This window comes from Vibrio sp. AIC-3 (assembly GCF_013114515.1).
Taxonomy (GTDB): domain Bacteria; phylum Pseudomonadota; class Gammaproteobacteria; order Enterobacterales; family Vibrionaceae; genus Vibrio; species Vibrio crassostreae_C.
In genome coordinates this window covers 1-23,900 of the sequence record NZ_VTXG01000017.1, presented here as the reverse complement: position 1 = coordinate 23,900, position 23,900 = coordinate 1, and the positions used below count along the sequence as shown (strand labels likewise).

The 23,900-nt window shown below is 43.8% G+C and carries 23 protein-coding genes; 18 read left to right on the top strand and 5 right to left on the bottom strand.

The genetic code is table 11. From position 1 onward, the window contains the following. Positions 1-169: 169 nt before the first annotated feature. The 17 genes from F0229_RS12965 to F0229_RS12885 all read left to right on the top strand — a co-directional run bounded on the left by F0229_RS12965 (position 170) and on the right by F0229_RS12885 (position 19,999). On the top strand, positions 170-499 hold the full coding sequence (locus tag F0229_RS12965) for an STAS domain-containing protein (RefSeq protein WP_017059596.1): 330 nt from the start codon (positions 170-172) through the stop codon (positions 497-499). A 62-nt stretch (positions 500-561) separates the two neighbouring features. Then, positions 562-1,398, top strand: a complete 837-nt coding sequence (locus F0229_RS12960) for an OmpA family protein (protein ID WP_017063890.1) — start codon at positions 562-564, stop codon at positions 1,396-1,398. Continuing rightward, positions 1,395-3,494, top strand: coding sequence for an SLBB domain-containing protein (locus F0229_RS12955; protein ID WP_171732996.1), 2,100 nt, complete (start codon positions 1,395-1,397; stop codon positions 3,492-3,494). The genes F0229_RS12960 and F0229_RS12955 overlap by 4 nt, the downstream gene beginning before the upstream one ends. Beyond that, positions 3,494-4,183, top strand: coding sequence for a chromosome partitioning protein ParA (locus tag F0229_RS12950; protein WP_171732995.1), 690 nt, complete (start codon positions 3,494-3,496; stop codon positions 4,181-4,183). Before F0229_RS12955 ends, F0229_RS12950 begins: the two co-directional genes overlap by 1 nt. A gap of 554 nt (positions 4,184-4,737) precedes the next feature. Next, a complete protein-coding gene (locus tag F0229_RS12945) occupies positions 4,738-5,730 on the top strand; it encodes an ABC transporter substrate-binding protein (protein ID WP_017063893.1) in 993 nt (330 codons plus the stop codon). A gap of 147 nt (positions 5,731-5,877) precedes the next feature. After that, entirely contained in the window at positions 5,878-6,777 is a 900-nt protein-coding gene (locus F0229_RS12940) for a proline/glycine betaine ABC transporter permease (RefSeq protein WP_017059591.1), read from the top strand. Then, the gene (locus F0229_RS12935) at positions 6,770-8,002 is read left to right on the top strand and encodes a glycine betaine/L-proline ABC transporter ATP-binding protein (protein ID WP_171732994.1); all 1,233 of its coding nucleotides are present in this window, start codon (positions 6,770-6,772) and stop codon (positions 8,000-8,002) included. Before F0229_RS12940 ends, F0229_RS12935 begins: the two co-directional genes overlap by 8 nt. A gap of 379 nt (positions 8,003-8,381) precedes the next feature. Beyond that, positions 8,382-8,786 (top strand): Hpt domain-containing protein, encoded by a 405-nt coding sequence (locus F0229_RS12930; protein WP_017059589.1) that lies wholly within the window; start codon positions 8,382-8,384, stop codon positions 8,784-8,786. Between the two features lie 223 nt (positions 8,787-9,009). Beyond that, positions 9,010-10,521 carry a sigma-54 dependent transcriptional regulator gene (locus F0229_RS12925; RefSeq protein WP_017059588.1) on the top strand — a complete coding sequence of 504 codons (1,512 nt, stop codon included), beginning with the start codon at positions 9,010-9,012 and terminating at the stop codon, positions 10,519-10,521. Continuing rightward, positions 10,502-11,608, top strand: a complete 1,107-nt coding sequence (locus F0229_RS12920) for a glycosyltransferase family 4 protein (protein WP_102428871.1) — start codon at positions 10,502-10,504, stop codon at positions 11,606-11,608. The genes F0229_RS12925 and F0229_RS12920 overlap by 20 nt, the downstream gene beginning before the upstream one ends. A 252-nt stretch (positions 11,609-11,860) precedes the next feature. After that, positions 11,861-13,237: an O-antigen ligase family protein gene (locus F0229_RS12915; RefSeq protein WP_171732993.1), complete on the top strand. Its 1,377-nt coding sequence runs from the start codon at positions 11,861-11,863 to the stop codon at positions 13,235-13,237. 92 nt (positions 13,238-13,329) lie between these two features. After that, positions 13,330-14,115, top strand: coding sequence for a DapH/DapD/GlmU-related protein (locus F0229_RS12910; protein WP_171732992.1), 786 nt, complete (start codon positions 13,330-13,332; stop codon positions 14,113-14,115). Continuing rightward, positions 14,108-15,226, top strand: a complete 1,119-nt coding sequence (locus F0229_RS12905; protein WP_171732991.1) for a glycosyltransferase — start codon at positions 14,108-14,110, stop codon at positions 15,224-15,226. Before F0229_RS12910 ends, F0229_RS12905 begins: the two co-directional genes overlap by 8 nt. Next, positions 15,223-16,647 carry a Wzz/FepE/Etk N-terminal domain-containing protein gene (locus F0229_RS12900; protein WP_017063900.1) on the top strand — a complete coding sequence of 475 codons (1,425 nt, stop codon included), beginning with the start codon at positions 15,223-15,225 and terminating at the stop codon, positions 16,645-16,647. Before F0229_RS12905 ends, F0229_RS12900 begins: the two co-directional genes overlap by 4 nt. Positions 16,648-17,045: 398 nt before the next feature. Beyond that, on the top strand, positions 17,046-18,146 hold the full coding sequence (locus tag F0229_RS12895) for a glycosyltransferase (RefSeq protein ID WP_102333319.1): 1,101 nt from the start codon (positions 17,046-17,048) through the stop codon (positions 18,144-18,146). After that, a complete protein-coding gene (locus F0229_RS12890; RefSeq protein WP_017059581.1) occupies positions 18,143-19,330 on the top strand; it encodes a glycosyltransferase family 2 protein in 1,188 nt (395 codons plus the stop codon). The genes F0229_RS12895 and F0229_RS12890 overlap by 4 nt, the downstream gene beginning before the upstream one ends. Before the next feature lie 9 nt (positions 19,331-19,339). Further along, positions 19,340-19,999, top strand: a complete 660-nt coding sequence (locus tag F0229_RS12885; RefSeq protein WP_017063903.1) for a sugar transferase — start codon at positions 19,340-19,342, stop codon at positions 19,997-19,999. Positions 20,000-20,252: 253 nt separating this feature from the next. Here the strand turns inward: F0229_RS12885 and F0229_RS12880 are convergent, their stop codons facing one another. From F0229_RS12880 to F0229_RS12860, 5 genes are all read right to left on the bottom strand, one after another. Next, positions 20,253-20,768 carry a GNAT family N-acetyltransferase gene (locus F0229_RS12880; protein WP_171732990.1) on the bottom strand — a complete coding sequence of 172 codons (516 nt, stop codon included), beginning with the start codon at positions 20,766-20,768 and terminating at the stop codon, positions 20,253-20,255. A gap of 78 nt (positions 20,769-20,846) precedes the next feature. Then, positions 20,847-21,128 (bottom strand): hypothetical protein, encoded by a 282-nt coding sequence (locus F0229_RS12875; RefSeq protein WP_017059577.1) that lies wholly within the window; start codon positions 21,126-21,128, stop codon positions 20,847-20,849. A gap of 194 nt (positions 21,129-21,322) precedes the next feature. Further along, positions 21,323-21,727 carry a DUF1801 domain-containing protein gene (locus F0229_RS12870; protein WP_171732989.1) on the bottom strand — a complete coding sequence of 135 codons (405 nt, stop codon included), beginning with the start codon at positions 21,725-21,727 and terminating at the stop codon, positions 21,323-21,325. A 104-nt stretch (positions 21,728-21,831) separates the two neighbouring features. Further along, positions 21,832-22,263 carry a hypothetical protein gene (locus F0229_RS12865; protein ID WP_367613545.1) on the bottom strand — a complete coding sequence of 144 codons (432 nt, stop codon included), beginning with the start codon at positions 22,261-22,263 and terminating at the stop codon, positions 21,832-21,834. Positions 22,264-22,310: 47 nt separating this feature from the next. Further along, positions 22,311-22,688: a hypothetical protein gene (locus F0229_RS12860; RefSeq protein ID WP_367613544.1), complete on the bottom strand. Its 378-nt coding sequence runs from the start codon at positions 22,686-22,688 to the stop codon at positions 22,311-22,313. Between the two features lie 762 nt (positions 22,689-23,450). Between F0229_RS12860 and F0229_RS12855 the strand changes: the two genes are divergently transcribed. Then, positions 23,451-23,900, top strand: a 450-nt coding sequence (locus tag F0229_RS12855; protein ID WP_171732987.1) for a transposase, incomplete at its 3' end; no start/stop codon positions are given.

The following is a 23,900-nucleotide window of genomic DNA, read 5'->3' as shown; positions in this document are numbered from 1 at the left end:
TGATCTATAACTCTCATATATTCCGCCGTTTTTAGTTCTCATATTGAGAAACGTCTTTTCTCAATTTGAGATAGAAATTCGTACTAAACATAAATTATTGAAAAATAACAACATAAAAGTTGGCACATTCAGTGCAGTTGTCCATACATACTTAAAAGGAGATATCGCTATGGAACTACGTAAGACTGATTTAAACACAACGACACTGACACTTTCTATTTTCGGTGATCTGGATGCAGCAGGCAGTCGTGATGCACAAACCGACATCGATGATGTGATTTCTAACGATGGTCACCCTGAAATCGAAGTTGATTTTAGCCAGGTTGAGTTTTTAGATTCATCTGGTGTTGGCGCGATTGTTTATATGTTCAAACGTCTGACTGAGCGCGAACGTAACATGCGACTTGAAAATGTGACTGGTCAGCCTCTTGAAATTATGAACCTACTACGTATTGGCCACGCTATCCCAGTAAATTCAAAAAATCCTGCAAATTCATGAAGACCCACTAAGCTAGAAGTAACAAAAAATAATAAGAAAAATTAGAAACATAGGACGTTGGCATGAAAATACTGAAAAACTACATAGCCCTTTCTCTGTCCGCTCTCGTTCTGGGTGGCTGTACTAGCTATCCTGAACAAGGCACAGGGGGTTTGGCTGAAAGTTACGATTCTATTAACTATCAAAACTCAGACTTCTCTCCTGTCATGCCAGACGAGCCTCTTGGTCCAGAACATGGATTACGCTTTGATTGGCAGCTCGCTAAATTGCACCTTGATGCTTTGATCCAAGAAGGTGCTCGTTGGTGTTTCCCAGCTGCTGTTGTTCAAGCAATCGAAAAGCAAAATCGTATTGCTCGTGAACTTCAAGGCGGTCTACTACTGGATGCAGCCAACGACTTAGTGATCCAAAGAAAACGCCTAAATGAACTTGAGGTCCAACTGGATTACGTAACTTCACAAGCCCGCTGTGAGCCACCAAAAAATGAAAATCAATTTAGAATGCAACTGTCGGTTATTGAACAGTTGTATGACCTGCTTAATGTTGACAACCAATTTGCGGAAAACTCGACTGAAGTAAATCCTAAATATATGGGAAGACTGGCCGAGGCGACCACTTTACTTAAAGAACACAAATCCCTAGACCTTGTTGTTACCGGCCATGCTGATGCAACGGGTGCCGAAGAATACAACGACAAGTTAGCACTTGGACGAGCGAAACAAGTCGAACGCTACCTGACTATTTTTGGACTAGGCGCTCAACGAATCAAAGCCGTCTCTGTTGGCGAAACCGTCCCTCTTTTTGAAGGTGAATCCGACGGCACGCGTTTAACGAACCGCCGAGTAAGTATTGAAATTTTCTCGCCTAAGAATGCCGAGAAAATGGGAGGTGGATTATGAAATCCTTGATCGCTTTTATCATCACCCTATCGTTATGCTTTGCGAATGTCGTCAATGCTAACGATGAGTTTTCAGACGCGGTTCAAGTCGGTGATCTAATCCAAGTTAACGTACCCGGTGAAAGTACCTTAAACACGGGGTTCCAAGTGGATAAGCGTGGCCGTATTACTCTTCCAGAAGTAGGCGCTGTGTTTGTTGCGGGTTACGACAGCGAACAGCTTAACAAAGTCGTTCTAGAGTCGCTGGCAACCGCTTACAAAGATCTTTCGAACGCTTCAGTGTATGTAAAAGAGCAGCAAATCATCATCTACGTGCAAGGTTATGTAGAACAGCCTGGCGAATACACGCTCTCATTAGGTTCTAGCATCCAAATGGCACTTTACGCTGCGGGTGGTTTACGCCCGGGCGCGCAACTGGATAAGCTGATTCTTAAGCGAGGCGCAGATAAGAAAGAGTTTAACTACAAACGATTCCTTGATTCAGGAGACGAGTCAGCATTACCTACTCTTCAATCACTGGATTCACTATTCGTTCCAGCTTCTCCATTAGTCGGTAACATCGAGCAAGAGTTTGACGCAGCAAAGCTTGCTAACTCAGGTGACAGTGCTGATTCTCGTAACTCCATCAAAGTGTTTGGTGAGGTGAACGCGCCGGGTTCGTTCACTTACAAAGAGAACACCGACCTTGTCGACGTACTTATGCGTTCGGGCGGCGTAACTCGTTATGCCAGTGTTGAGCAAATCCGAGTGATTTCGAACAACACCCCAACGCTATTCAACCTAAAACGTTACTTAGATTCTGGTGACGAAAGTCTGCTTCCAATTTTACGCCCGGGTGCGACCATTTTCGTTCCCAAGCAAGAAGAAGAGATCAAATCCGGCGCCAACATGGTTTACGTAATGGGCGAAGTCGCAGCCCCTGGTGCTTTTGAAGGCAAAAGAGACGCGACCTTTATGGATATCTTGGCGAATGCGGGCGGCCCAACTCGATTTGCAGAGTCACGACAAATCCGTGTTATCAAAGCAGATGGCAGAGTGCTTAAATTCGATTTAGCGGCTTACACTGAAGGCTTACCTAACTCTAACCCTCCTAGCATCAAAGCTGGTGACGCGATTTTCGTTCCCGAGAAAAACGACATGAACGAGAAGTCTTGGTTGAAAATCACGCCAGACAGAGCAGTTAACGTGATTGGTGAGGTGAATCGACCTGGTCGTATTGAATGGTCAGATGAAATGAACTTCATGGGGCTATTGGCACACGTCGGTGGCCCTACGCTACGCGCTGACACATCGAAAATCGAAGTTGTTACTGGTAGAAAGCTAGTTGTGTTTAACCTTGATGATTTTATTCGAAATGGTGCGCCACGTGACCAAATGCCACAAATTCGAGCGGGCTCTATCGTGCGTGTTCACGACTTGCCACAAGATCCTTCAGACAATAAATCACAATGGGTTCGTCAAAGCTCTGATGCTTCGATCTACATCTTTGGACAAGTGAATGCACCCGGTCGTTACCGCTTCACCAAAGACATGCACTTCCTTGATATCTTGTCTGCGGCTGACGGTCCAACAAAGGATGCCGACATCCACAACGTTCGAGTAACGCATCGTGACAAAACCTATTCGCAAGTAAGCAAACTTAACTTATCACTGTACTTCGAAACCGGTGACGAATCGTTACTGCCAAACGTAACCACTGGCGACACGATTTACATCCCAGAGAAAGGCAAAAACTGGTTAGATACACCGAAAGAAGAAACCGTTCGTGTGCTTGGTGCGATTAACAATCCGGGGCGTTATGTGTTCAACGACAACATGACCATTCTAGATATTCTGGCAGAAGCAGCAGGCCCTACCGACAATGCTTATGTAGAAAAAATTACCATCGTCAATATGTCTTGCTGCCAAGGTCAGGCTCGTACTTTTGACCTTGTTGAATTCAGCAAAACGGCGAACATTTACAACTTGCCGGTGCTACGCGCTGGTGACACGATTTACATCCCAGACCGTCGCGAAAGCTTTATTGAAAAAGCACGCGTCGGACTTGATGACATACTGCGTATCACCACCACCATCGTATTAATAGGAGCTTTATAATGACAATTTCAGCGACCCATGCCGAAGTCGAGCAACTGTATTTAGCTTCTGAACTTAACGGCCAAAAATCAATATGCGTCACCGCCTGCCATTCAGGTGACGGCGTAACATCTATTGCAACCGCATTAGCCGAGCGTTTTCTTCTTGCGGGTCATTCAACGCTTTATGTTGATCTCAACTTATTCAACCCTGCTTTCAAAGATTTGAATATGCTAGAAGATAATCAGCAAGGTCAACTGATAGAACATGTTGAATCTCAGCGTACGTTTATCGGTGTCCCTGCTCCACAAGTTGCTTCAACGCAATTGGCTTATAAAGATCCGACAACGTTACAAAACGTGGTCAACAAATGGTTAGAGAAATACGACAGAGTCATCATTGATACCTCACCGCTTCTCAACATAAACAAAGGCAACATTCCGGCTCAGTCTGTGGCGAGTGCTTGTGACAGCACATTGATGGTTGTCGCCTATGGTGAAACGTCGAGTCACCACCTAGAACAAGCGAAAAAGCTGCTTGATGCACAAAGTATCAACCTAATGGGCTGCGTGATGAACATGAAACAAAAGCCTAGCTTTGCACAAGAGTTGGTCAGACAAATCAATCGAATGAAATTCATCCCCGCTAAGCTTCGCGATAGCTTGGCAAACAAGCTGTATCAAAATGAGTTTTTGAACCTTCCGATGTAACTTTCTTTTGCTACTTTCTGGCTGTCATTAAACCATGACAGCTACCTATCCTATTAGACTTCAAGCTCCAAAAGCTCTGAATAACTCAAAACCAAATTGGGTATTTTTGGCGAAGTTATTATTAAAAATAAGATTTTAAAAACCATTCAACGCATTTCACACGCATCAATCATGGTCTTACCCCCTTTAAATTCCTTCAAAAATCAACAGCCCCACGCCTAACTTTAGCGGTAATGTGACACAGACGGTTAAAGTGCCATGTAAATCGCATCAAAGATGGAATTCGTACGATTATTCCCTAAGATTATAAATAGAGATGGTTTTTGACGAATTTGTAATAGTTTGACAAAGTTATCCGATGGCTGTTGAAACACAGTGGATGAATTGGCAAATCACACTTCACTGACTTTGCACGTTTATCTATTCAAACTTCACCCATCCCTCCTTCTGCTCAAATGGTTCAAATACACGGAAAGGATCACCATCGAGCAATTTAGATAATCAATTTACCTTGGTTACCTTAGTTGTATTATTAAAGAGAAAGGAAACTCAATATGAAATACAAGTTAAGCTCCGTATTTTTGTTAGTAGCAGCAGCCAGCGGTAATGCTAACGCTGGAGAATGTGGCAGCGTAACAATCGCAGATATGAACTGGAACTCTGCAACACTGATCGCCAATATCGACCAATTCATCCTTGAACATGGTTATGGGTGTGATGCTGAACTTATCCCTGGCGACACTATGCCAACAGGCACGTCTATGATCGAAAAAGGCCAGCCTGATGTTGCACCTGAACTTTGGAGCAACAGCTTAAAAGACGCATTAGATAAAGGTGTTGAAGAAAAACGTCTTCGCTACGCAGGTAAAGCACTTGTGAACGGCGGCGAAGAAGGCTTTTGGGTTCCAGCTTACCTAGTAAAACAGTACCCTGAAATGGCAACCATCGAAGGCGTACGCAAAAACGCAAGCTTATTCAAACACCCTGAAGACCCAGATACATCTGCATTCTACAGCTGCCCTGCAGGCTGGAACTGTCAGATCAGCGCCGGAAACCTGTTTAATGCTCTTGAGCTAGAAAACAGCGGTTTCACGATTGTTGATCCAGGCTCGAGTGCCGGCTTATCTGGCTCTATCGCAAAAGCTTATGAACGTGAAGAAGCTTGGTTTGGTTACTACTGGGCACCGACGGCTGTGCTAGGTAAATACGACATGGTTAAAGTCGACTTTGGCAGTGGCGTTAATGAGGAAGAGTTCCTTAACTGTACCACTAAAGAAGATTGTGAATCGCCAAAAGCGACCATGTACCCGCCTTCACCTGTTCACACGATTACCACTGAAAGTTTTGCGTCACGTGCTCCTGAAGCATACGACTACTTTACTAAACGTGGTTTCACGAACGACAAAATGAACTCGCTACTTGCTTGGATGGAAGACAACCAAGCTGATGGCGAAGAAGCGAGTCTGCATTTCTTAAGTGAATTCCCAGAAGTATGGCACCCATGGGTTTCTGAAGAAGTGGCTAAGAAAGTTGAAGCAGAGCTGTAAGAGCTTGATTTAATAACAAGTAATTACGCTTCAACAATAAAACAGAAATAACGTCGCTATACTTGATGTTATTCATGATTCGGAGCCCTTTTCATTAGCGATTTTCTTATCGCATGGACAAGTGGCTCCGAACTATAAGGATATAAAATGGCTGACAGCAATTGGTTATCAAGCTTTCCAGAGATGGAACGCGGTGATTTACGAACCATAAAAAAGACGCTAGATGGCGCATACCGTGAATTTTCCCGTGAATACGGCGAAATGATTGAATCTCTCTTTGACCCTCTTCTTTCATTCCTCGTTTGGTTTGAAAAACTCCTTATCTCAACACCTTGGATTATAGTCCTGGCTGTGTGTACCAGCCTTGTCTACGCAGCAAGCCGTTCTTGGAAACTGGCTCTAGGCTGTGTTGCTTCTCTACTTCTCATTGGTTACTTTGGAATGTGGGAAGACACCATGCGGACGCTCAGTATCATCACTGTATGTACCTTGGTTTCAATATTCTTGGGCATTCCGATTGGTATTGCGATGGCTCGTTCAAATCGAGCTCAGTCAATTGTTACGCCGATGCTCGATATCATGCAAACCATGCCTGCGTTCGTTTATTTGATTCCAGTGGTAATGCTACTGGGCATCGGTAAGATTCCAGGGCTAATCGCCGTGGTTATCTACGCGATTCCACCTGTAATTCGTCTAACTAACCTAGGCATACGCTTAGTTGATAAAGAAGTCCTTGAAGCCGCTACCGCTTTCGGTGCGAGCAAAAAGCAACGCTTATGGGGTGTTCAACTTCCTCTAGCAATGCCAACGATCATGGCGGGTATTAACCAAACCATCATGATGGCACTGTCTATGGTTGTTATCGCATCCATGATTGGTGTGAAAGGCCTAGGACAACCGGTTCTCAAATCGATTACTAACCAGTACTTCACATTAGGCTTGATGAATGGTTTCGCCATCGTTGCCCTCGCAATCCTTTTTGACCGCGCTTCACAAGCGTACGCAAGAAGAACTAATGCGCATTTAGGAGGATTCAAGCATGACTAAACCATTGATTGAAATTAGTGGTCTGTACAAGGTGTTTGGACCCAAACCAATGTCTGTTATGAACCGAGTTCAAAACGGCGAACACAAAGATCAGATTCTTGCGGATACGGGTCATACCGTTGGTTTGAAAGAGATCAACCTTGAGATTAACCGTGGTGAAATCTTCGTTATCATGGGGCTTTCTGGCTCGGGTAAATCGACGCTGATTCGCCACTTCAACCGTTTGATTGACCCGACTCAAGGTAAAATCATGGTTGAAGGCATTGATGTGATGAGCCTCAACACTAAACAGCTAGAAGAGTTCCGTCGTCATAAAATGTCGATGGTATTCCAACGCTTTGGCTTAATGCCTCATCGCACTGTGGTTGAAAACGTTGCGTACGGGTTGGAAGTACAAGGCATCAAAAAAGAAGACCGTTTAGCAAAAGCCAACGAATGGTTAGAAACCGTGGGCTTGAAAGGTTACGGCAAGCAATACCCTGCGCAACTTTCAGGTGGTCAGCAACAACGTGTTGGCCTTTCTCGCGCTCTGTGTACTAACGCTGAAATCTTGTTAATGGATGAAGCCTTTTCGGCACTCGACCCTTTGATTCGAAGTGAAATGCAAGATCAGCTTATCGAACTTCAAGAGAAGCTTCATAAGACGATTGTTTTCATCACTCATGATCTGGACGAAGCACTCCGCCTAGGCGATAGAATCGCAATTTTGAAAGACGGCGAGTTAGTACAACAAGGCACACCACATGAGATTCTGCTAAATCCAGCCGATGATTACGTGGAAGCGTTCGTGAAAGACGTAAACCGTGCTCGTGCACTGACCGTTGAAACCGTTATGCAGCCTCCTCTGTATCGAATCACATCAGAAACGATTGAAGGTGCTCTGGCACAGATGAAGATGCTGAAAAACGATTACGCTTATCACGTAACGGATGACGGCTATCAAGGCCTAGTCACACAAGAGAGCCTACAAGACGCAGTTGAAGATTCATCGGTACATGATTTTAGTGATGAGATATACGAAGAAGTCCCTGCCATCTTACCAGATGCGGCGATTGAAGAAGTGCTACCGGACACTATGTCTTGTGACTACTCTCTTCCAGTTGTTGATGAAGACGGTAATCTAAAAGGTGAACTCGAGAGAAGCGCTGTTGCTGATATCTTCTCAGAAAGTAGCGAGGAAGAAGTAGAAGCCGACCCAAAGCCAAAGATTGATAAAGCTTCGTAGTCCTATTTTTCGTGATTTAAAGCTCGGCTGTTTAAATTATCGCTATTTGCGTTATCGCTATTTAGATTAGCCCAAACTGCTTACCCCGCTCTAAGACCACTGTTGTTAATTCACTGCAGTGGTCTTTTTTATTTGTATCGGGCTCGTTTTCTTCTGAGATCTACCCGCACCTTAGGCTTTATAGGCACCTAAGTTTATATTTCATAAGAGAAAACAAAATAAAATCAGTCCGTTAGGTTTGTCACAAACCCAATAGCAAGATGAGTGAGATGCCAATTAAATGCTCTATTTGTACGGCAACCAGTTGAAATTATTCTAGAAAATGACTAAAACTTAATAGTATTAACAGATATTAAGCTCAATAAAAGGACTTAATTTGATGAATTCTACTTTAGCGTCAGACGCAGCTACAAATCTAAACTCACAACAAGTGAGCGAGCTTGTCGATGAAAGCGTTCTGGAGCAAATGATTCGCGATACAAGTGCGGACATTATCCCTATCTTGATCGACCATTATGTCGAAGAATCACAAACACGCTTGGTCGCTATAAAAGAGGCAGTCACGCAGAAAGACGCTCAAACACTTGAGTTCGAGGTCCACACTCTCGGCAGCACAGCGCTTTCGTTAGGTAATCGCCCTTTGGGTGAATTAGCTCGAGCTTTAGAAAAGCTATGTTTAGAACAGAGTCATGATGCGGCATTTCGACAAGTTGATGAATTACTAGAGCTCGCAGAGCGTTCAATAAAAGCCTTGCTTGAAAGGAAAGAGGCAGGCTTCAGCTAGCTTTGCATGTTCATTATCGGTATCAGATTAAAAACTCAAAACAGTCGTTATTAATATAGTCGCCATAAGATGGGCTCCATCATGAACAGCAATGCGAGAAGTTATACAGGCCGCTTCTTAAAAGATTGCATGTGGTAGATAACAAATACACAAGACTCGTATTGATGGTTGCATATCACTATGTTATTGATTGGTTAGGATAAAGTTTCAAAAGGAATACACAATGCGCCCTAAGGTATTGTTAGTTGAAGACTCCACCTCACTCGCCGTACTCTACAAGCAGTACGTAAAAGACGAGCCCTATGATATTTTCCACGTCGAAACCGGCGCGGAAGCTAAGACCTTCATTGAAAGGCACTCTCCACAGCTTGTGATTCTCGACCTTAAGCTTCCTGACATGCCAGGCGAAGAAGTCTTAGATTGGATTACTGCTAACGAAATACCGACCGCTGTCATCATCGCGACAGCGCATGGTTCAGTAAACATCGCGGTAGACCTTATCCAACGCGGTGCAGAAGACTTCTTAGAGAAACCCATTCAAGCCGATCGACTCAAGACCTCTGTTAGCTTGCATCTAAAAAGAGCGAAACTCGAAAACCTCGTCGATAACATGCAAAGCAAATTCGATCGTGATCGTTTTCATAATTTCATTGGCTCTTGCCTACCCATGCAGGCGGTTTACAAGATCATTGATTCGGTAGCACCAACCACTGCCAGCGTGTTTATTAACGGCGAAAGTGGTACAGGTAAAGAAGTGTGTGCGGAAGCGATTCACCAAGAGAGTCAGCGTAATGGTAAACCCTTCGTGGCCATTAACTGCGGCGCTATCCCTCGAGACCTAATGGAGAGTGAAATCTTCGGTCACGTTAAAGGTGCGTTTACCGGTGCGACAACCGACCGTAAAGGTGCAGCAATGCAAGCGCATGGCGGTACCCTATTTCTCGATGAGCTTTGTGAAATGGAACTGGAGATGCAGAAGAAGCTCCTCAGATTTTTGCAAACTGGTACGTTTACTCCACTCGGTGGCAACCGCGAGATTAAAGTGGATGTCAGAATTATCTGTGCGACCAACCGCGATCCACTGGTTGAAGTAGAAGAAGGACGTTTTAGAGAAGACCTTTACTATCGTGTTCACGTTGTGCCTATCGAAATGCCACCGCTTCGTGAACGAGGAAGTGACATTGTCACCCTATCTAATCACTTCTTGAAACTGTACGCGAAGCAAGACAAGAAGAAGTTCAAATCAATAGACAAAGAAACGCAGAATCTACTTAAACGTTATGCGTGGCCAGGCAATGTGCGTCAGTTGCAAAACATCATCCGTAACATCGTGGTGTTGAACAATGAAACGAGCGTGACTAAAGACATGTTACCGCCTCCGATTAATAAAGTAGATGCCGCTCCATCATCTAAATCAGTGACACCAATTCGAGTAACTGCGCCTCAACCTGCAGTTGTTGAAGCACCAGAAGCTAAGTTGCCACCGATTACTCCGGAAGAGTTGGAACAATCGTCAGTTGCTCAAGCTCACAATGAGCCGATGACGCCTGCATTTACCACAAGCGAAGGTGCTATTCGTCCAATGTGGCAAATAGAACGTGAAGCCATTCAACATGCCATCAATCATTGCGATGGGAATGTGTTAAACGCTGCTGTGCTGTTAGAACTTAGCCCTTCTACTGTTTATCGTAAGAAACAGGCTTGGGAATCGGAAGATGAGTACAATCAAGCCTAACCAAGGTATACTCGACATAAACCTTCATGAGATTTGGCTGTTGATCGACAGCCAAACTTTTGGAGGCATAGAAACGCATGTTTTAGAATTAGCACAAGGCCTGATATCGGAAAGCGCTCAGTATTCAGAGGCTGTTCGTATCGTTCTTTTGACTAAGTTTAATCCTGAAGCGATCATCGTTGAAAAGTTGAATGCGCTGAACATCCCTTTTAGTTACCTCTCCGATTTAGCCTCATGTTCTGTAGATTCAAATGGCAATAGCGCGACACAGCTGAAACGTGCAGTTCAACATTATCAACCAAGGCTTATCCATGCTCATGGTTACAAAGCCAGTTTGGTCAGCAAGTTAATCAAGCTTCCGCCTCGTTTCAACAACACAAAGCAAATCACCACTTATCACGCAGGTGAAACCCCAACAGGCAAAGTATGGCTTTATGATTGGCTCGACCGTTACAGCAGTTTTCTTTCTGATCAGTCGCTCGTGGTCAGTGAAAAGATTAAAGCGAAAGTGCCGAGTCAAACCCATCAATTGAATAACTTTGTTAAAATGCCAACCGGGTTAACAAGCTCCCCTTCATCAAGCCCATTCCATGTTGGTTTTGTGGGGCGATTGAGCCATGAAAAAGCGCCTGATCGATTTGTTGCATTAGCCAAACAGTTTCCTGATGTTCGGTTTGAGCTTTTTGGTGACGGGCCAGAAATGGACATCTTAGTTAAATCGCAGCCTGATAATGTGACCTTTCATGGGCATCAGACCAATATGGACGACGTCTGGAGCCAAATCGATCTGTTAATCATCCCTTCTCGCTTTGAAGGCTTACCTATGGCGGCATTAGAAGCCATGATTCGTGGCATTCCCGTTCTCGCCACCTCAGTTGGTAACTTGCCTCAACTCATCGAGCATCAAGTTAACGGCTACCTTGCAAATTCAGAAGCTGAGCTAGAACAGTTTTTATCTTTGTGGATGTCATTGACGAACGAGCAACGTAACTCTCTCAAGAGTCACGCGATAGAAACCGTGAAAAACCAATACTCTCCACAAGCCGTTGTCCCGCAGTTGTTGGAAATCTATCAACTCGACCGTTAATTCTAGCCTTAGTCGATAACTGGTTATTTTGGCTTGATGATTTAAGTACTTTAGACAGTTTTATACTGATTCTCAAAATGACAAAACTCACCTCAAGGCTACGCCCTCACTTAATAATCCAACATTAAATCAGTAAGTTAAACAAAATGCATAACTGGCACTCACTTTGCAATCTTTAACATCAGGCGTAACTACGTCTTAAAAAGATTACGAGCCGAGTCCTAAAGAGTTTATTTGCCAATAGAGGTCACAATGGTCAACCCTGAAGCTAATAGATTGCCAGTCATCATCACGATCAGCACCTTGTGTGTTGGGCTTGGTGTTGTTTGGTACTTTGTGCCTCACCCTGCTGTCATTGTGGCGCTCGCTCTTGTGCCATTGGCCGGGTTATTCGTGTTAAACAAAACATTCTGGTTAGTTTTACTGTTCGTTGTCTTTTCATTTTTCCGAATTCACGAAGCTATACCTCAGCTCTATTCGCTAAAAATACCGCTGATGCTTTCATTAGGCGCTCTGTCGGCTCTTCTATGGCATGCATTAATCAGTAAAGAACTTAAAATCTTCTGGCACCCTTGTTTAAATTGGCTCGCCATATTTTGGGTATTGGTTTTCATTGGTATTATCTTCGCGTCCAACAGGCCAATAGCACTAGCAGAATTCAAGGGCGTTTATTGGAAAATTATAGTGATGACGCTTGCGATTACTTGGCTAGTAAACACCACGGAAAATCTCGCAAAAACCGCGATGACGATTATCTACGCTGGCGCTTTAGTCAGCTCTATTGCCGTGTACAACTCAGTAAATGGTATTGGGCTTGTCGAGGGCTCACGCGTGACTATTGGCCGCGATTTTGGCTCTATGTTAGGTGACCCGAACGACCTAGCACTGGTACTGATGTTCCCACTCGCCTTTACAATAAGCCAAGCCACCACGACTGGCATCTCACGATCCAAACGTTTAATCAGTGCCTTAATTTGTCTGTTACTGCTCGCCGCCATTATTGCCACTCAAAGCCGTGGCGGATTACTGGGTTGTATTGCGGTGATTGGTATTTTTGCGTGGAAGCTAGTGCGCTCTAAAGTTCTCTTAATCTCAGTGGGAACTGTCGCGGCCGTGGTGCTCTATTTAGTTGCTGGTATCTCAGACAGATCTTCTGGTGGTGCCGCTGAACAAGGTATCGATGAATCTGCAATGGGTCGAATCTATGCTTGGGAAGCAGCAATAAAGATGGCAGTTGAGAATCCACTGACCGGCGTAGGGTTGAACAACTTCTTCTCGAACTACTTCTTTTACAGTTCGCATTGGGACGGACTGAATCACGCCGTTCACAGTACCTGGTTTGGTGTGTTGGCAGAAACAGGCTTTATTGGTCTGATCATTTTTGTCTGCCTTATCGTTTCTTTGATCAAAACCTCTCGCTCTACGCTAACGAGGTTAAAAAACTCGGCCACAGAAATCGCCCCCGAACTCAATGCGGTCGCCTATGCGATCTATGCAGGTCTGATTGGAACAATCGTGTCGGGTACATTTTTGACTCAAGGCTTCAACTGGCCGATTTATATCCTCGCAGCACTCACAGTTTGCGTCTCAAAAGTATCTCAAACTGCCTGTCAAAATGAGAAAACCTAAAAGACACATTTTAACCTATTGAAAATATTATATTTATTAGATGGCACAATATATGAAAGTACTTCTATATAACAAAAAAGAGGATTTTCATTATGACGTCAGTATCTATACATCAATTCAAACATTGGCTTAAGTTTCATCCTAATTCTCGAATTAGAAATGTGTTTTTAATTTTGAAAAACATCAGAAGCGCAGAGCTACCTACCCCTAAACTATTTAATCGCTGTCTATATCAAGCGCACAAGCTAGTGGTGAATCTGGTTTCTGGCTTTACGCGATTCTTCTACTGGACTCCGGCTTTCAAAGGTCGTGTGGCTCAATGTGGCAAACGCCTGTATTTGTATGGTGGACTGCCTTTCGTCAGCGGTCCGGTGCAAATTACGATTGGCGACAACTGCCGTATCTCTGGCCACACGACATTCTCTGGTTGTACTCAACAACTTGAAGGCTTGGAACACCCACTATTGTCGATTGGCAATAACGTCGACATTGGTTGGCAGTCGACTATCGCTGTTGGCGGTAAAGTGGTTATCTCTGACAACGTACGAATCGCAGGCGGCGCTTTTCTATTTGGATACTCTGGACACCCGCTTGATGCAAAACGCCGAGCGCTAGGTGAAGGTGACGACCCTCAGCAAATCGGTGACATCATTCTTGAACCCGATGTTTGGTTGGGCACGAATGTGACGGTCAAAGGTGGCGTAACCATCGGCGAAGGTGCCGTAATAGCCGCAGGCAGCGTAGTAACAAAGAATATTCCTGCCTTCGCAATTGCAGGTGGCAACCCAGCTCGAGTTGTCGGTCACATCAAACCCGTTGAAGTGACAGAATCCGATATGTTCGATTCGTTAGAGACTCATGGAGGTGACCATGCGTGATTTAATCGTATTTGGTGAAGACTTTGGTGGCCTACCTTCATCGACTCAACATTTAGTTCGTCACCTTGCTAAGCAGCACAAAGTCTTATGGGTCAACTCAATTGGCTTAAGACAACCGAAGCTGTCCGCCAAAGATGTTAGCCGAGCGTTCAACAAGTTGTTTGGTAAAACCAAGGCCGTAACTCAAAACATGCTCGACTCTGAGGGACACGACAACATTACTATCGTTAACTTAAAGACAATCCCTGCGCCTGCTTCTAAATTTTCTAGAAAGTTGGCTCAGCAAATGATGTTGCACCAACTAAAACCGATTATTGCGGAGCTTAATCTGAACGCGCCTATCCTATGGACTTCTCTTCCGACCGCTGTTGATTTGTGCGGACACTTAGGCGAGTCATCTGTGGTCTATTACTGCGGTGATGATTTTAGCGCGCTGGCTGGTGTTGATCATGACACCGTTGCACAGCACGAATTAGAGCTAATCGAAAAATCAACGCTTATATTCGCGGCTAGCAAAAAATTGATGGGTAAATTTCCAAAGCATAAAGCGCACTTGCTACCACATGGTGTCGACGTAGACCTATTTTCAACACCCGCACCAAGAGCAAAAGATTTACCAAGCAACCACCGCCCTATTGCTGGTTTTTATGGCAGCCTTTCTAAGTGGCTTGATTATGAAATGATTGATCATGTTGCGAATGCGATGCCGGAATGGGACTTTGTTTTCATAGGTCCAAACGAGCTTGATACGCTCATGCTGCCTAAGTTGAGTAACGTACATTACCTTGGCCCTCGTCCACACCACACGCTACCAAGCTATTCTCAACACTGGGATGTGAGCTTGTTGCCGTTTGTTGATAACGAGCAGATCCGAGCGTGTAGCCCACTCAAACTAATGGAATACCTTACGGCGGGCACACCAATTATCACAACACCGTTCCCTGCTTTGGTTCCATATCAAGGGCACGTAACCACGGTTGGCAGTGCCAACCAAATGATTTGGGCGCTTGATCATGCACGCGAGCTAAGCAACTCACCTATCTCTGTCGTCGAACAAGAGAGCTGGCAGAACCGTGGTAACTTCGTACATTGGATGTTGGAGCTATTATGAATAATCTGAAATTGCGGTTATTAGTCATCATCAATGCGATGTGGCGCCAACGCTACGTTATCGTTCTGCCAATGCTTATTTTGCCCTTTGTAGGCTTTGGTGTGAGCAAGTTGGCTCCAACTAAATATGACGCGCATACCAGTATGTTGATTCAAGAAACGGCCAAGATGAATCCATTCTTGGAAGACATTGCCGTTTCGACGATGCTCAAAGATCGACTTAACGCATTAAGAACACTGCTTCACAGTCGACATGTGCTTTACTCGGTCGCTGATGAACTGCAATTAACCACGCCAGATATGCCTGAAATTGAGAAACAAGAGATCATTACTGACCTGTCTCAACGTCTAACGGTGACTCAGCTTGGAAAAGATTTTCTAAAGATAAGTCTAACGTCGAACACACCAAATGGAATGGAAGCTACGCTGCGCTCGGTAAGTGAACATTTCATTGAACAGTTACTTGCACCGGAACGTTCATCGATTGAAGATTCAAGTAACTTCTTGAAAATCCATATCGACAAACGTAGCGCAGAGCTTGCAGAAGCAGAAGAAGCGCTAGCTGCATACATGAATGAGAATGTTCATTCGACGCCTGAGGTACAGAGCCAAAGTTTGAATCGCTTAGCTTCACTCAAACAAACATTGGCAGAAAAAGAGGCCGAGTTATCGGGTGTCGAAAAAAGTTTAGGGTCAATCGACCAACAACTTTCAAGAACCAACCCTGTGATCGGTAAATTAGAAGACCAGATCATCGACATTCGTAGCGACCTTACCTTGTTACAAGCTAAATACACGGACAAGCACAGTGCTGTGCAAGCTAAAGTGCGTGAGCTAGACAGACTAGAGAATGAACGTAAGAGTTTGCTCGAGGTAACCCAGCCAACGATGAACAGCGACCAGCTTTGGGACATCGCAAGTAGTACGACACTGAACAAACTTTCTGATACCCAACCTCTTCTGGTCACTCAATTACACAGCCTACAGCTGGTTCGTGCTCGCTTTGAGTCTTTAACTGAAGAGACCAAAAGCCTTCGAACTATGATTTTCGAATTAGAACACAAGGCCAATAACTTCGGCGAAAATGCAAAAGAGATGTACCGCCTTAAACGTCAAGTTGAAATCAAACGTCAACTATATGATGAACTGACAGAGCGTTATGAAATGGCTCAACTAACGGGTTCGCTTGGTGTATTCGAGCAAAACAAACGTGTGAAGATTATCGATTTGCCTTTCACACCGAGTGTCAAATCTAACATGCCGACTTTTGTTTTTATTCTGGCTGGATTCGTTGCAGGTATCGGTTTGGGTATTGGTTTAGCGGTATTGTTTGAACTGTTTGATTCTTCAATCAAACGCAAAGACGAAATCGAAGATATCTTGGGTGTCCCAGTGATTACGGTGATCCCTAAAATGAGCTAGTCAGCCTCAAAGCCATTTTTGACTTGCTAGATTCACAGCTTTCTAATTTCCTAGCTTCGTGCTTCCTAGCTTTCTAGTTTCCAAGCTTCGTGCATCCTAGAGCAAAACGCCAACACTCGGTTGGCGTTTTGTTTATTTAGAGCCCCAAGTTCTAATGCTACTTTCGATTTACCCAAGCCCTATGATTCAAACTGCCATTCAATTGTATTTTGTTTTGATTCCCATTTTGAGAAATGAAAACTGCCCTAGAATTAAATAATATAAACAACTGAAAAATAACGGTTATTTAATTGGCACAACTCCTGCAATCTCCTTGTGTAGTTAAACGTTTTAAAGAAGTTACTTCAAGAGAAACGTCAGAAAGGCGAAATAAGAATCACAAAGGCAGGGTCCAAACTATGAATACGCATTTAACGAAGCATGGCAAAATGATCATACACGTTGTTCAACACCTTGCACCGGGTGGATTAGAAACCCTAACTCTGGATTTGCTGCGCCTTGCTAAACCAACAGACCAAGTGTTGATTGTCAGTTTAGAGGGTACTAAACAAGAGTCTATAAACAACTGGCCGAAGCTAGAGCCATACAAAAAGCAAATCGTCTTTTTGGATAAAGCACCAGGCGTACAATTCAATATCATTATTAAGCTAATTAAAGCCTTCAACGCGATTCGCCCTGATGTGGTTCATACCCATCATATTGGCCCACTGTTATACGCTGGTTATGCCGCTCGCGTAACCGGGGTTCCAACTCGAATCCATACCGAACATGACGCTTGGCATCTGAACAACAACAAACGTCGTCGATTACAAGCGCTTGCTTTAAAAGCTGCTCAACCAACGTTAGTTGCCGACGCGACACGTGTTTATAACCAACTACGCACTGCTTTTTCTTATGAGAACATCATTACCATCAAAAATGGCGTTGATTGTGAGAAGTTTAAGCCAATGTCGAAAGAACACGCGAGAGCAAAACTAAACCTGCCGACAGACAAACACATCATCGGTTGTGCAGGTCGACTAGAACATGTCAAAGGCCAAGACCAACTTATTAAAGCACTGACTCTTTTACCTGCAAACATGGTTGTCGCATTGGCTGGCGGCGGTACTAAACGCAATCAACTAGAGCAACTGACTAGCCGCTTGAATCTGAGTGACCGAGTCATCTTTCTTGGCTTAGTTGAAGACATGACCACGTTTTACGGAGCGTTGGATACGTTCTGCCTACCTTCACGCCACGAAGGGCTGCCGCTTTCTACACTTGAAGCTCAAGCATGCAATATTCCAACCGTCGCAATGGACGTTGGTGCCGTCGATGAAACCTTATGTCCAGTCAGCGGCGCCCTCGTCAAAAGCGGCAGCATTGTGGGGTTAGCTAGTGCGCTATTAGAAAAGCAAAATGAACGCTTTTTGTCACCTCGTCGTTACGTACTCGAAAACTTCGACATCATCAAAATGGTTTCGTCTTACAACGATATATCAGAAGGAGCTTACGCATGATTGATTGGTTGCTTGCGGGACTTTGTTTGTTTTCAGGTGCGTTGATTGTCTATCATCACGCAGCCTACCCTTTGTTACTGCGTTGGTATGCGAAAAGCCACCCCGCACGCAAAGTTGAAGAGAGTCATCGTTGCTACAAAGAGGAACAGCAAGATTGCACGTTGCCGACCATCACCGTTCTTGTTCCTGCATTTAACGAAGAACAGTGGATCGCAGACAAGATTCGTAACCTTGCTTCACTCGATTACCCAAAAAAGAAGTTGGAAGTCATTATCGCTTGCGATGGTTGCACTGATAACACAGTCGCCATTGCACAAATGACCATACAAGAAGCGATGTGCAGTGATGTCTATTTTGAGATACATGACCATCAAGTAAACCGAGGTAAAGTCGCGGTTGTTAATGAAGAAGTGACACGTATAACCAGTGATATCACGGCGATGAGTGATGTTTCTGCCCTTATTTCATTGGATGCTTTGCTTATAGCTGCCGCTCATTTTGAAAGTGACAAGGTTGGAGTGGTAAACGCAACGTATCAACTTTGTCCAACAGGCAATGAAGGCGAAAACACGTATTGGCAGTACCAAACCGCGGTTAAAGAGTCTGAGGCTTCGTTAGGTTCTAGCTTGGGTTCTCATGGCGCTTTCTACTTGTTTAGAACACACCTGTTTGAACTGCTTCCACTCAACACTATTAATGATGATTTCATCTTACCGATGCAAATCGTTAAACAAGGTTACATCGCCGAATACGAAACCCAAATGGTTGCATTAGAGCTAGAAGAATCGAACCTAGAAACAGACTTCAAAAGAAGACTTCGTATTTCAGCGGGCAACATGCAACAAGCGATTCGATTATTTGCCTTGTTCAGCCCGAAGTTTAAAGGCATCGCGTTTGCGTTCTTTTCAGGAAAAGGACTTCGCCTACTCACTCCATATTTAATGATTGTGTGCTTAGTGTGCTCAATCTTACTTAGCAACTACTTGGTATTTGAAGCGCTGTTATGGGCTCAAGTTGCCGTTTATACCATTGGCGTCCTTGGCTGCATCTTGCCAAAGCGTCTAGTAAACAAACCTATTTCATTAATCTCTTATTTGATAGTTGGACACTACGCCAACTTCATTGGTGGCATTCGTTACCTAATCGGACTAGAAAACTCACCTTGGACACGAGCAAATCATTAAGGACTTATTATGATGAACATCGAACAGCTATCTACCCAAAACCTATACCAATACAAAATATCACGTGCTAAACGTACTTTCGATTTTGTAAGCTCACTGATTGCTTTGATTTTGCTAGCGCCCGTATTTCCGTTGATTGCGATGGCGATTGCACTCACTTCTCGTGGCCCTATTTTCTACCGTCAATTGCGCGTTGGTAAATCAACACCGGAGAAAATGGAAATCTTTGAGATCATGAAATTCCGTAGCATGTACGAGGATGCAGAAACTCGCTCTGGTGCAGTTTGGGCTACCGCGAATGACCCGCGAATCACGCCTGTTGGCCGCTTTTTGAGAAAGACACGTCTTGATGAACTGCCACAACTGATCAATGTACTGAAAGGTGAAATGTCTCTAATTGGCCCACGCCCTGAACGCCCTACTTTTTACACCAAACTAGAGAACGAAATTCCTTACTTTGCAGACCGTACATACGGTGTAATGCCTGGTATTACAGGGCTTGCACAAGTAAATCAAGGTTACGACACCTGTATTGATGATGTACGTCGTAAAGTAGGTTTTGACCACAGTTATGCACTAAGCCTATGTTCGGTTAAGTCTTGGATTGCCGCTGATCTCAGCATCATCTCTAAAACAATCATCGTAATGGTAGATGGTCGAGGTCGCTAAACCAGTATGGTCTAATGTGGATACAAAGCCTGTTTTCTATAAAGCCTTAGGGGGCGATTGGAAAGTCGCTAATGAAACACAGAGTGCCGAATTAGCCCACGTTAACTAGACTCGCTGCTCTCGGTTCTCAGTTGAATGGTGTAATAAGGTTTCTTCCCTATCAATTGACGTAAACATTGGCAATGAATGTATAACGCAGATGTGGCTTGAGTTAGGGATTAGAAATTAAGAGCTGAGAGCTCAGAGTTAAGAATTAAGAGTTAAGACGAGAAAGCTTATATTCATAGAAAACCACAGCACTTTCGTCAGAGGCTTGCTCAACAAAACCTAGCTTTTTAAGTAAGTTGGCAGAGGCTATGTTTGAACGATCGACACCGCCAATCAGTGTTGACCATGACTCCATTTTAGCGACTTCTGTGATGAAACCCTTCAGTAGCTCACTCGCTAAACCCTTGCCCCAGAACTCTTCTGCAAGCAAGTAGCCAATATGAGCATCACTTTCGTCTTCTACATAAGCGAACAGAAAACCAATCAATTGATTATCGTTGGATTTCACTTGAAGTAAGCGGCTCCCCGACAACATTCGGTCGAGCCAAATTTCAGCCAGCTCACCTGACACAATACCATGAAAGTATGGTGGAAGGTTTTCAACGACTGACGGGATTAGAATGCCAGGTACTCGCTCAAGCAGAGCCGAACGTTCAGGAACAGTAAGTTCACCTGCGACTTCTTCTACTTTTAGTCTTTGAGTTTCAAACGAGATCGCCATGTGTCCTGCCCAATTTGATAAAAATGTGGATTATACACCTGAGTTCTCGTGTTGGCTTCGTTTCCAGGCTAAAGCAAACTAAAGAACTGCCACGCCTTCAACTTCAATCACTGAGTTAACATTTGCTCGCTCGATTATCTTGAGTAACGTCGTTTGAACTAATTCATTATCTCGGATTTCGGTTTCACAAGAAAAACGCTCTTCTTGAACACCATCGCCCTCACCCAGCATAAATTGAACCGCGACTTCCGTTGCGAGATCTTTGGTCGTCCCGTAATACGCTAACGTGATTTTTGGGTATCCGTGGTCGCCTTTTTTAACCTGCTTCGCGATACGTTTTTTAGCTTTATCTAAATTCATACAACTTCCTTTTAAGTTTGAAATACAAGGTGACTAGAACACCTTTTTAAACGGTAAGCAATACAATCAGCGTTGGTTATAGAGATTCCCTAGCCTCTTGATACTAATCAAGATGGTACAGTCTTAGCACTTTAAAGAGTGATAGCTAGAACACAGAAAACCTGTTTAAGAAATATAATGACAACATATAAGAACTACGCGCCAAGAAGTGGGAGATGTTTTCGTTGTTGATAAGTTAAGGCTAACTCCAAGCACTGCTTGATTGGTGCCTTGGGAAGTGGTTCAGTCAGTTTCAAGACGATTGCACGATTACCTTGAAATACCAATGTGCCATCGTGCAATTCTCTGAATGTGTCGATTAGCTTCGTTTGGCAGTTAAAGAACAAGTAATAGTTGTTTGGCGATTTTAATTTCCAATCGATTCGAATTGGACTGCCCGTCTTAACGCTGTAACTCGGCTCGCCCCATTTCAGAGACTCTTCGACTTCACCTAACTCTAAATCAGAGCAAAGCTCAAAGATTAACGAACGCAACTCTTCAAGCCGAGCTCGAACATCATCGGGATACTCGTCGAAATGTGTTTTGATTGCTTGATCCATTGAACCTCCGATTCATTTGTTGTGATATTAAAGTGCAGCTCACTTAAAGCATAGAACCTTAAACATTAGCCCAACTTAAAACAAAAAGTGCCAAGCCTCGTAAATCACTTTTGAGTTATCTGTTCGTTAGCGATTTTCAAGGCCAGCTTTAAACCGTCCGTATCCTTACAACCAATGTAAACATGCTTTCCATTGTTTAGGCTTAACTTCAGCGCTGAACCTATCGATGCATTATACAACCAGCCATCGCTCAGCATTCGGATGCCAATACCTTGATACCACTTGCTTTGATAGAACGCTGTCTCGGTAATGTCTGACACTTCTACATTCTTACGCAAAAAGCCAAAGCCGAAATACCAACTTAGTACATTGTCTTTGACCTCAATGGTCATGGAGAAAAAGAGCAAAGCAATTAAACCATTGATGGCGTGAGCGACTAATGTCCCGGGGTTATTATCCGAGGTAACGACAATGAAAGCACTTATCGCAACAAGGATGAGCAGCAATCCCTTGTTGGATTCCTTACTATAAAACACAGTGGCAACTCCTATAGACAACGAACAATCCACTAACTAGCCAACAGTTATCTTACTGCAGCCTTTCTAAAAAATCGTAGCAAGTAATGCAGGCATACTCCCACAACCAAACCAAGTAGCATCGCCTTGATACTACCAACCCAAAGTATCAAACCAGAATAACCTTGTCCCGGACCTAAGCCTTGTTTATTAATCACATCGACAAACATAAAACCGTTCCACAGCACATGCAGTGAGGCTGTAAATCCATGCTCACAAATTGCGATGGTTCCAAGTAACTTGTACTTGCTAATGACTGGTGCGCCACAAAAAATGACAACAAGCGCAAAGGTAAAAATCAGAGGGCCAGACAATACTAAAGTGAGTGTGGTTACTTCAACGTGGCTCTCTATGCCATAACTGTATGTACAAAATACCATTGTCATTGAAAATAAAAGCGAAATGAGTGCGAATCATAGCGTTCTATTCATTGGGGTTCCCTGCCTTAATAGTGGGTTTAGGACAAATTCGATAATCGACAGGAAGAACTAATTACCAAAAATACGGTATGAGAAATGCCCTTGTTACTCTACTATTCGATGGACGACTCAGACTTTCATAAACCCAATGTAACAGAAGACTTAGAACACAAGGCAATATTGCTTCGGCTATATTGAACCACGAGCATAGACTGAAGACAGGTGCTACGACGGAACAAGTAAGGTAGGCTCTACTCATCAAACGATGAGCAATCCACGGATATCAGCATGAGAACCGACGACATTACTTGCTTCATCTATGTAATAACACTATCCCTTAAATAACAAGAAAGGCTCTATAAATGCGGGAGCAGAAACTTCTACGCTCTTATTGACAGAGGGGGTCATATCGCCCAATTAAGGTGTGAAGCACACTACCACAACACTTAAATTGGACGCCGTAATCACTAAACTAAACTCAAACTGAAAATGCCAAGCGTTGTGAATCCGTCTTAAACGCTTGTATGGATAATAAGCACTCCAATCGGGTAATGTGAGACCCAGGCTTTAGCTGCAACTAAAGCTTTCTATGTAGTAGTTCGTTTAAACGCTGGCTCCTCTATCGAGAGACCGATAACAAACATGAACGCTACATAGGACTTCAAGCATAAACCTCGAATAGTCGACTGGGTCTCGAACCCGCATTACGCAAGCATGAGTTAGCTTATTATGAATACTAAAATCAATCAAAGCATCAACGTTGGAGTTGATACCGGCAAAACACAATTAGACATCCACATCAGGCCACTAGACCTATTTTTCTCAGTAGAGAACAATGATAAAGGCATCAAAAAAGCACTCAAAACGATTAAGAGTCACAGTCCTGAACGAATCGTTATTGAAGCTACAGGCCGATTAGAAATGCCTTTTGTTCTTGCATGTGCAGAGGCTCAATTACCTATTGTCAGAGCAAACCCTGTCCACATAAAACGATTCGCTGGTGCTATTGGCCGCAGAGCCAAAAATGATCGTTTAGATGCAGAATTGATCGCTCACTATGGAGAAGCAATCAAACCAGCTCTTACTGTCATAAAGCCAAAAAACATACGCCTAATGAGTGACTTAGTCATTCGCCGAAACCAGTTGTTATCCATGCAAACCATGGAAAAGAACCGAATC

Excerpts from the sequence above, each read along its gene's own strand:
- F0229_RS12965 (WP_017059596.1), top strand. The coding sequence starts at position 170 with ATGGAACTACGTAAGACTGATTTAAACACAACGACACTGACACTTTCT.
- F0229_RS12960 (WP_017063890.1), top strand. The coding sequence starts at position 562 with ATGAAAATACTGAAAAACTACATAGCCCTTTCTCTGTCCGCTCTCGTT.
- F0229_RS12955 (WP_171732996.1), top strand. The coding sequence starts at position 1,395 with ATGAAATCCTTGATCGCTTTTATCATCACCCTATCGTTATGCTTTGCG.
- F0229_RS12950 (WP_171732995.1), top strand. The coding sequence starts at position 3,494 with ATGACAATTTCAGCGACCCATGCCGAAGTCGAGCAACTGTATTTAGCT.
- F0229_RS12945 (WP_017063893.1), top strand. The coding sequence starts at position 4,738 with ATGAAATACAAGTTAAGCTCCGTATTTTTGTTAGTAGCAGCAGCCAGC.
- F0229_RS12940 (WP_017059591.1), top strand. The coding sequence starts at position 5,878 with ATGGCTGACAGCAATTGGTTATCAAGCTTTCCAGAGATGGAACGCGGT.
- F0229_RS12935 (WP_171732994.1), top strand. The coding sequence starts at position 6,770 with ATGACTAAACCATTGATTGAAATTAGTGGTCTGTACAAGGTGTTTGGA.
- F0229_RS12930 (WP_017059589.1), top strand. The coding sequence starts at position 8,382 with ATGAATTCTACTTTAGCGTCAGACGCAGCTACAAATCTAAACTCACAA.
- F0229_RS12925 (WP_017059588.1), top strand. The coding sequence starts at position 9,010 with ATGCGCCCTAAGGTATTGTTAGTTGAAGACTCCACCTCACTCGCCGTA.
- F0229_RS12920 (WP_102428871.1), top strand. The coding sequence starts at position 10,502 with ATGAGTACAATCAAGCCTAACCAAGGTATACTCGACATAAACCTTCAT.
- F0229_RS12915 (WP_171732993.1), top strand. The coding sequence starts at position 11,861 with ATGGTCAACCCTGAAGCTAATAGATTGCCAGTCATCATCACGATCAGC.
- F0229_RS12910 (WP_171732992.1), top strand. The coding sequence starts at position 13,330 with ATGACGTCAGTATCTATACATCAATTCAAACATTGGCTTAAGTTTCAT.
- F0229_RS12905 (WP_171732991.1), top strand. The coding sequence starts at position 14,108 with ATGCGTGATTTAATCGTATTTGGTGAAGACTTTGGTGGCCTACCTTCA.
- F0229_RS12900 (WP_017063900.1), top strand. The coding sequence starts at position 15,223 with ATGAATAATCTGAAATTGCGGTTATTAGTCATCATCAATGCGATGTGG.
- F0229_RS12895 (WP_102333319.1), top strand. The coding sequence starts at position 17,046 with ATGAATACGCATTTAACGAAGCATGGCAAAATGATCATACACGTTGTT.
- F0229_RS12890 (WP_017059581.1), top strand. The coding sequence starts at position 18,143 with ATGATTGATTGGTTGCTTGCGGGACTTTGTTTGTTTTCAGGTGCGTTG.
- F0229_RS12885 (WP_017063903.1), top strand. The coding sequence starts at position 19,340 with ATGATGAACATCGAACAGCTATCTACCCAAAACCTATACCAATACAAA.
- F0229_RS12880 (WP_171732990.1), bottom strand. The coding sequence starts at position 20,768 with ATGGCGATCTCGTTTGAAACTCAAAGACTAAAAGTAGAAGAAGTCGCA.
- F0229_RS12875 (WP_017059577.1), bottom strand. The coding sequence starts at position 21,128 with ATGAATTTAGATAAAGCTAAAAAACGTATCGCGAAGCAGGTTAAAAAA.
- F0229_RS12870 (WP_171732989.1), bottom strand. The coding sequence starts at position 21,727 with ATGGATCAAGCAATCAAAACACATTTCGACGAGTATCCCGATGATGTT.
- F0229_RS12860 (WP_367613544.1), bottom strand. The coding sequence starts at position 22,688 with ATGACAATGGTATTTTGTACATACAGTTATGGCATAGAGAGCCACGTT.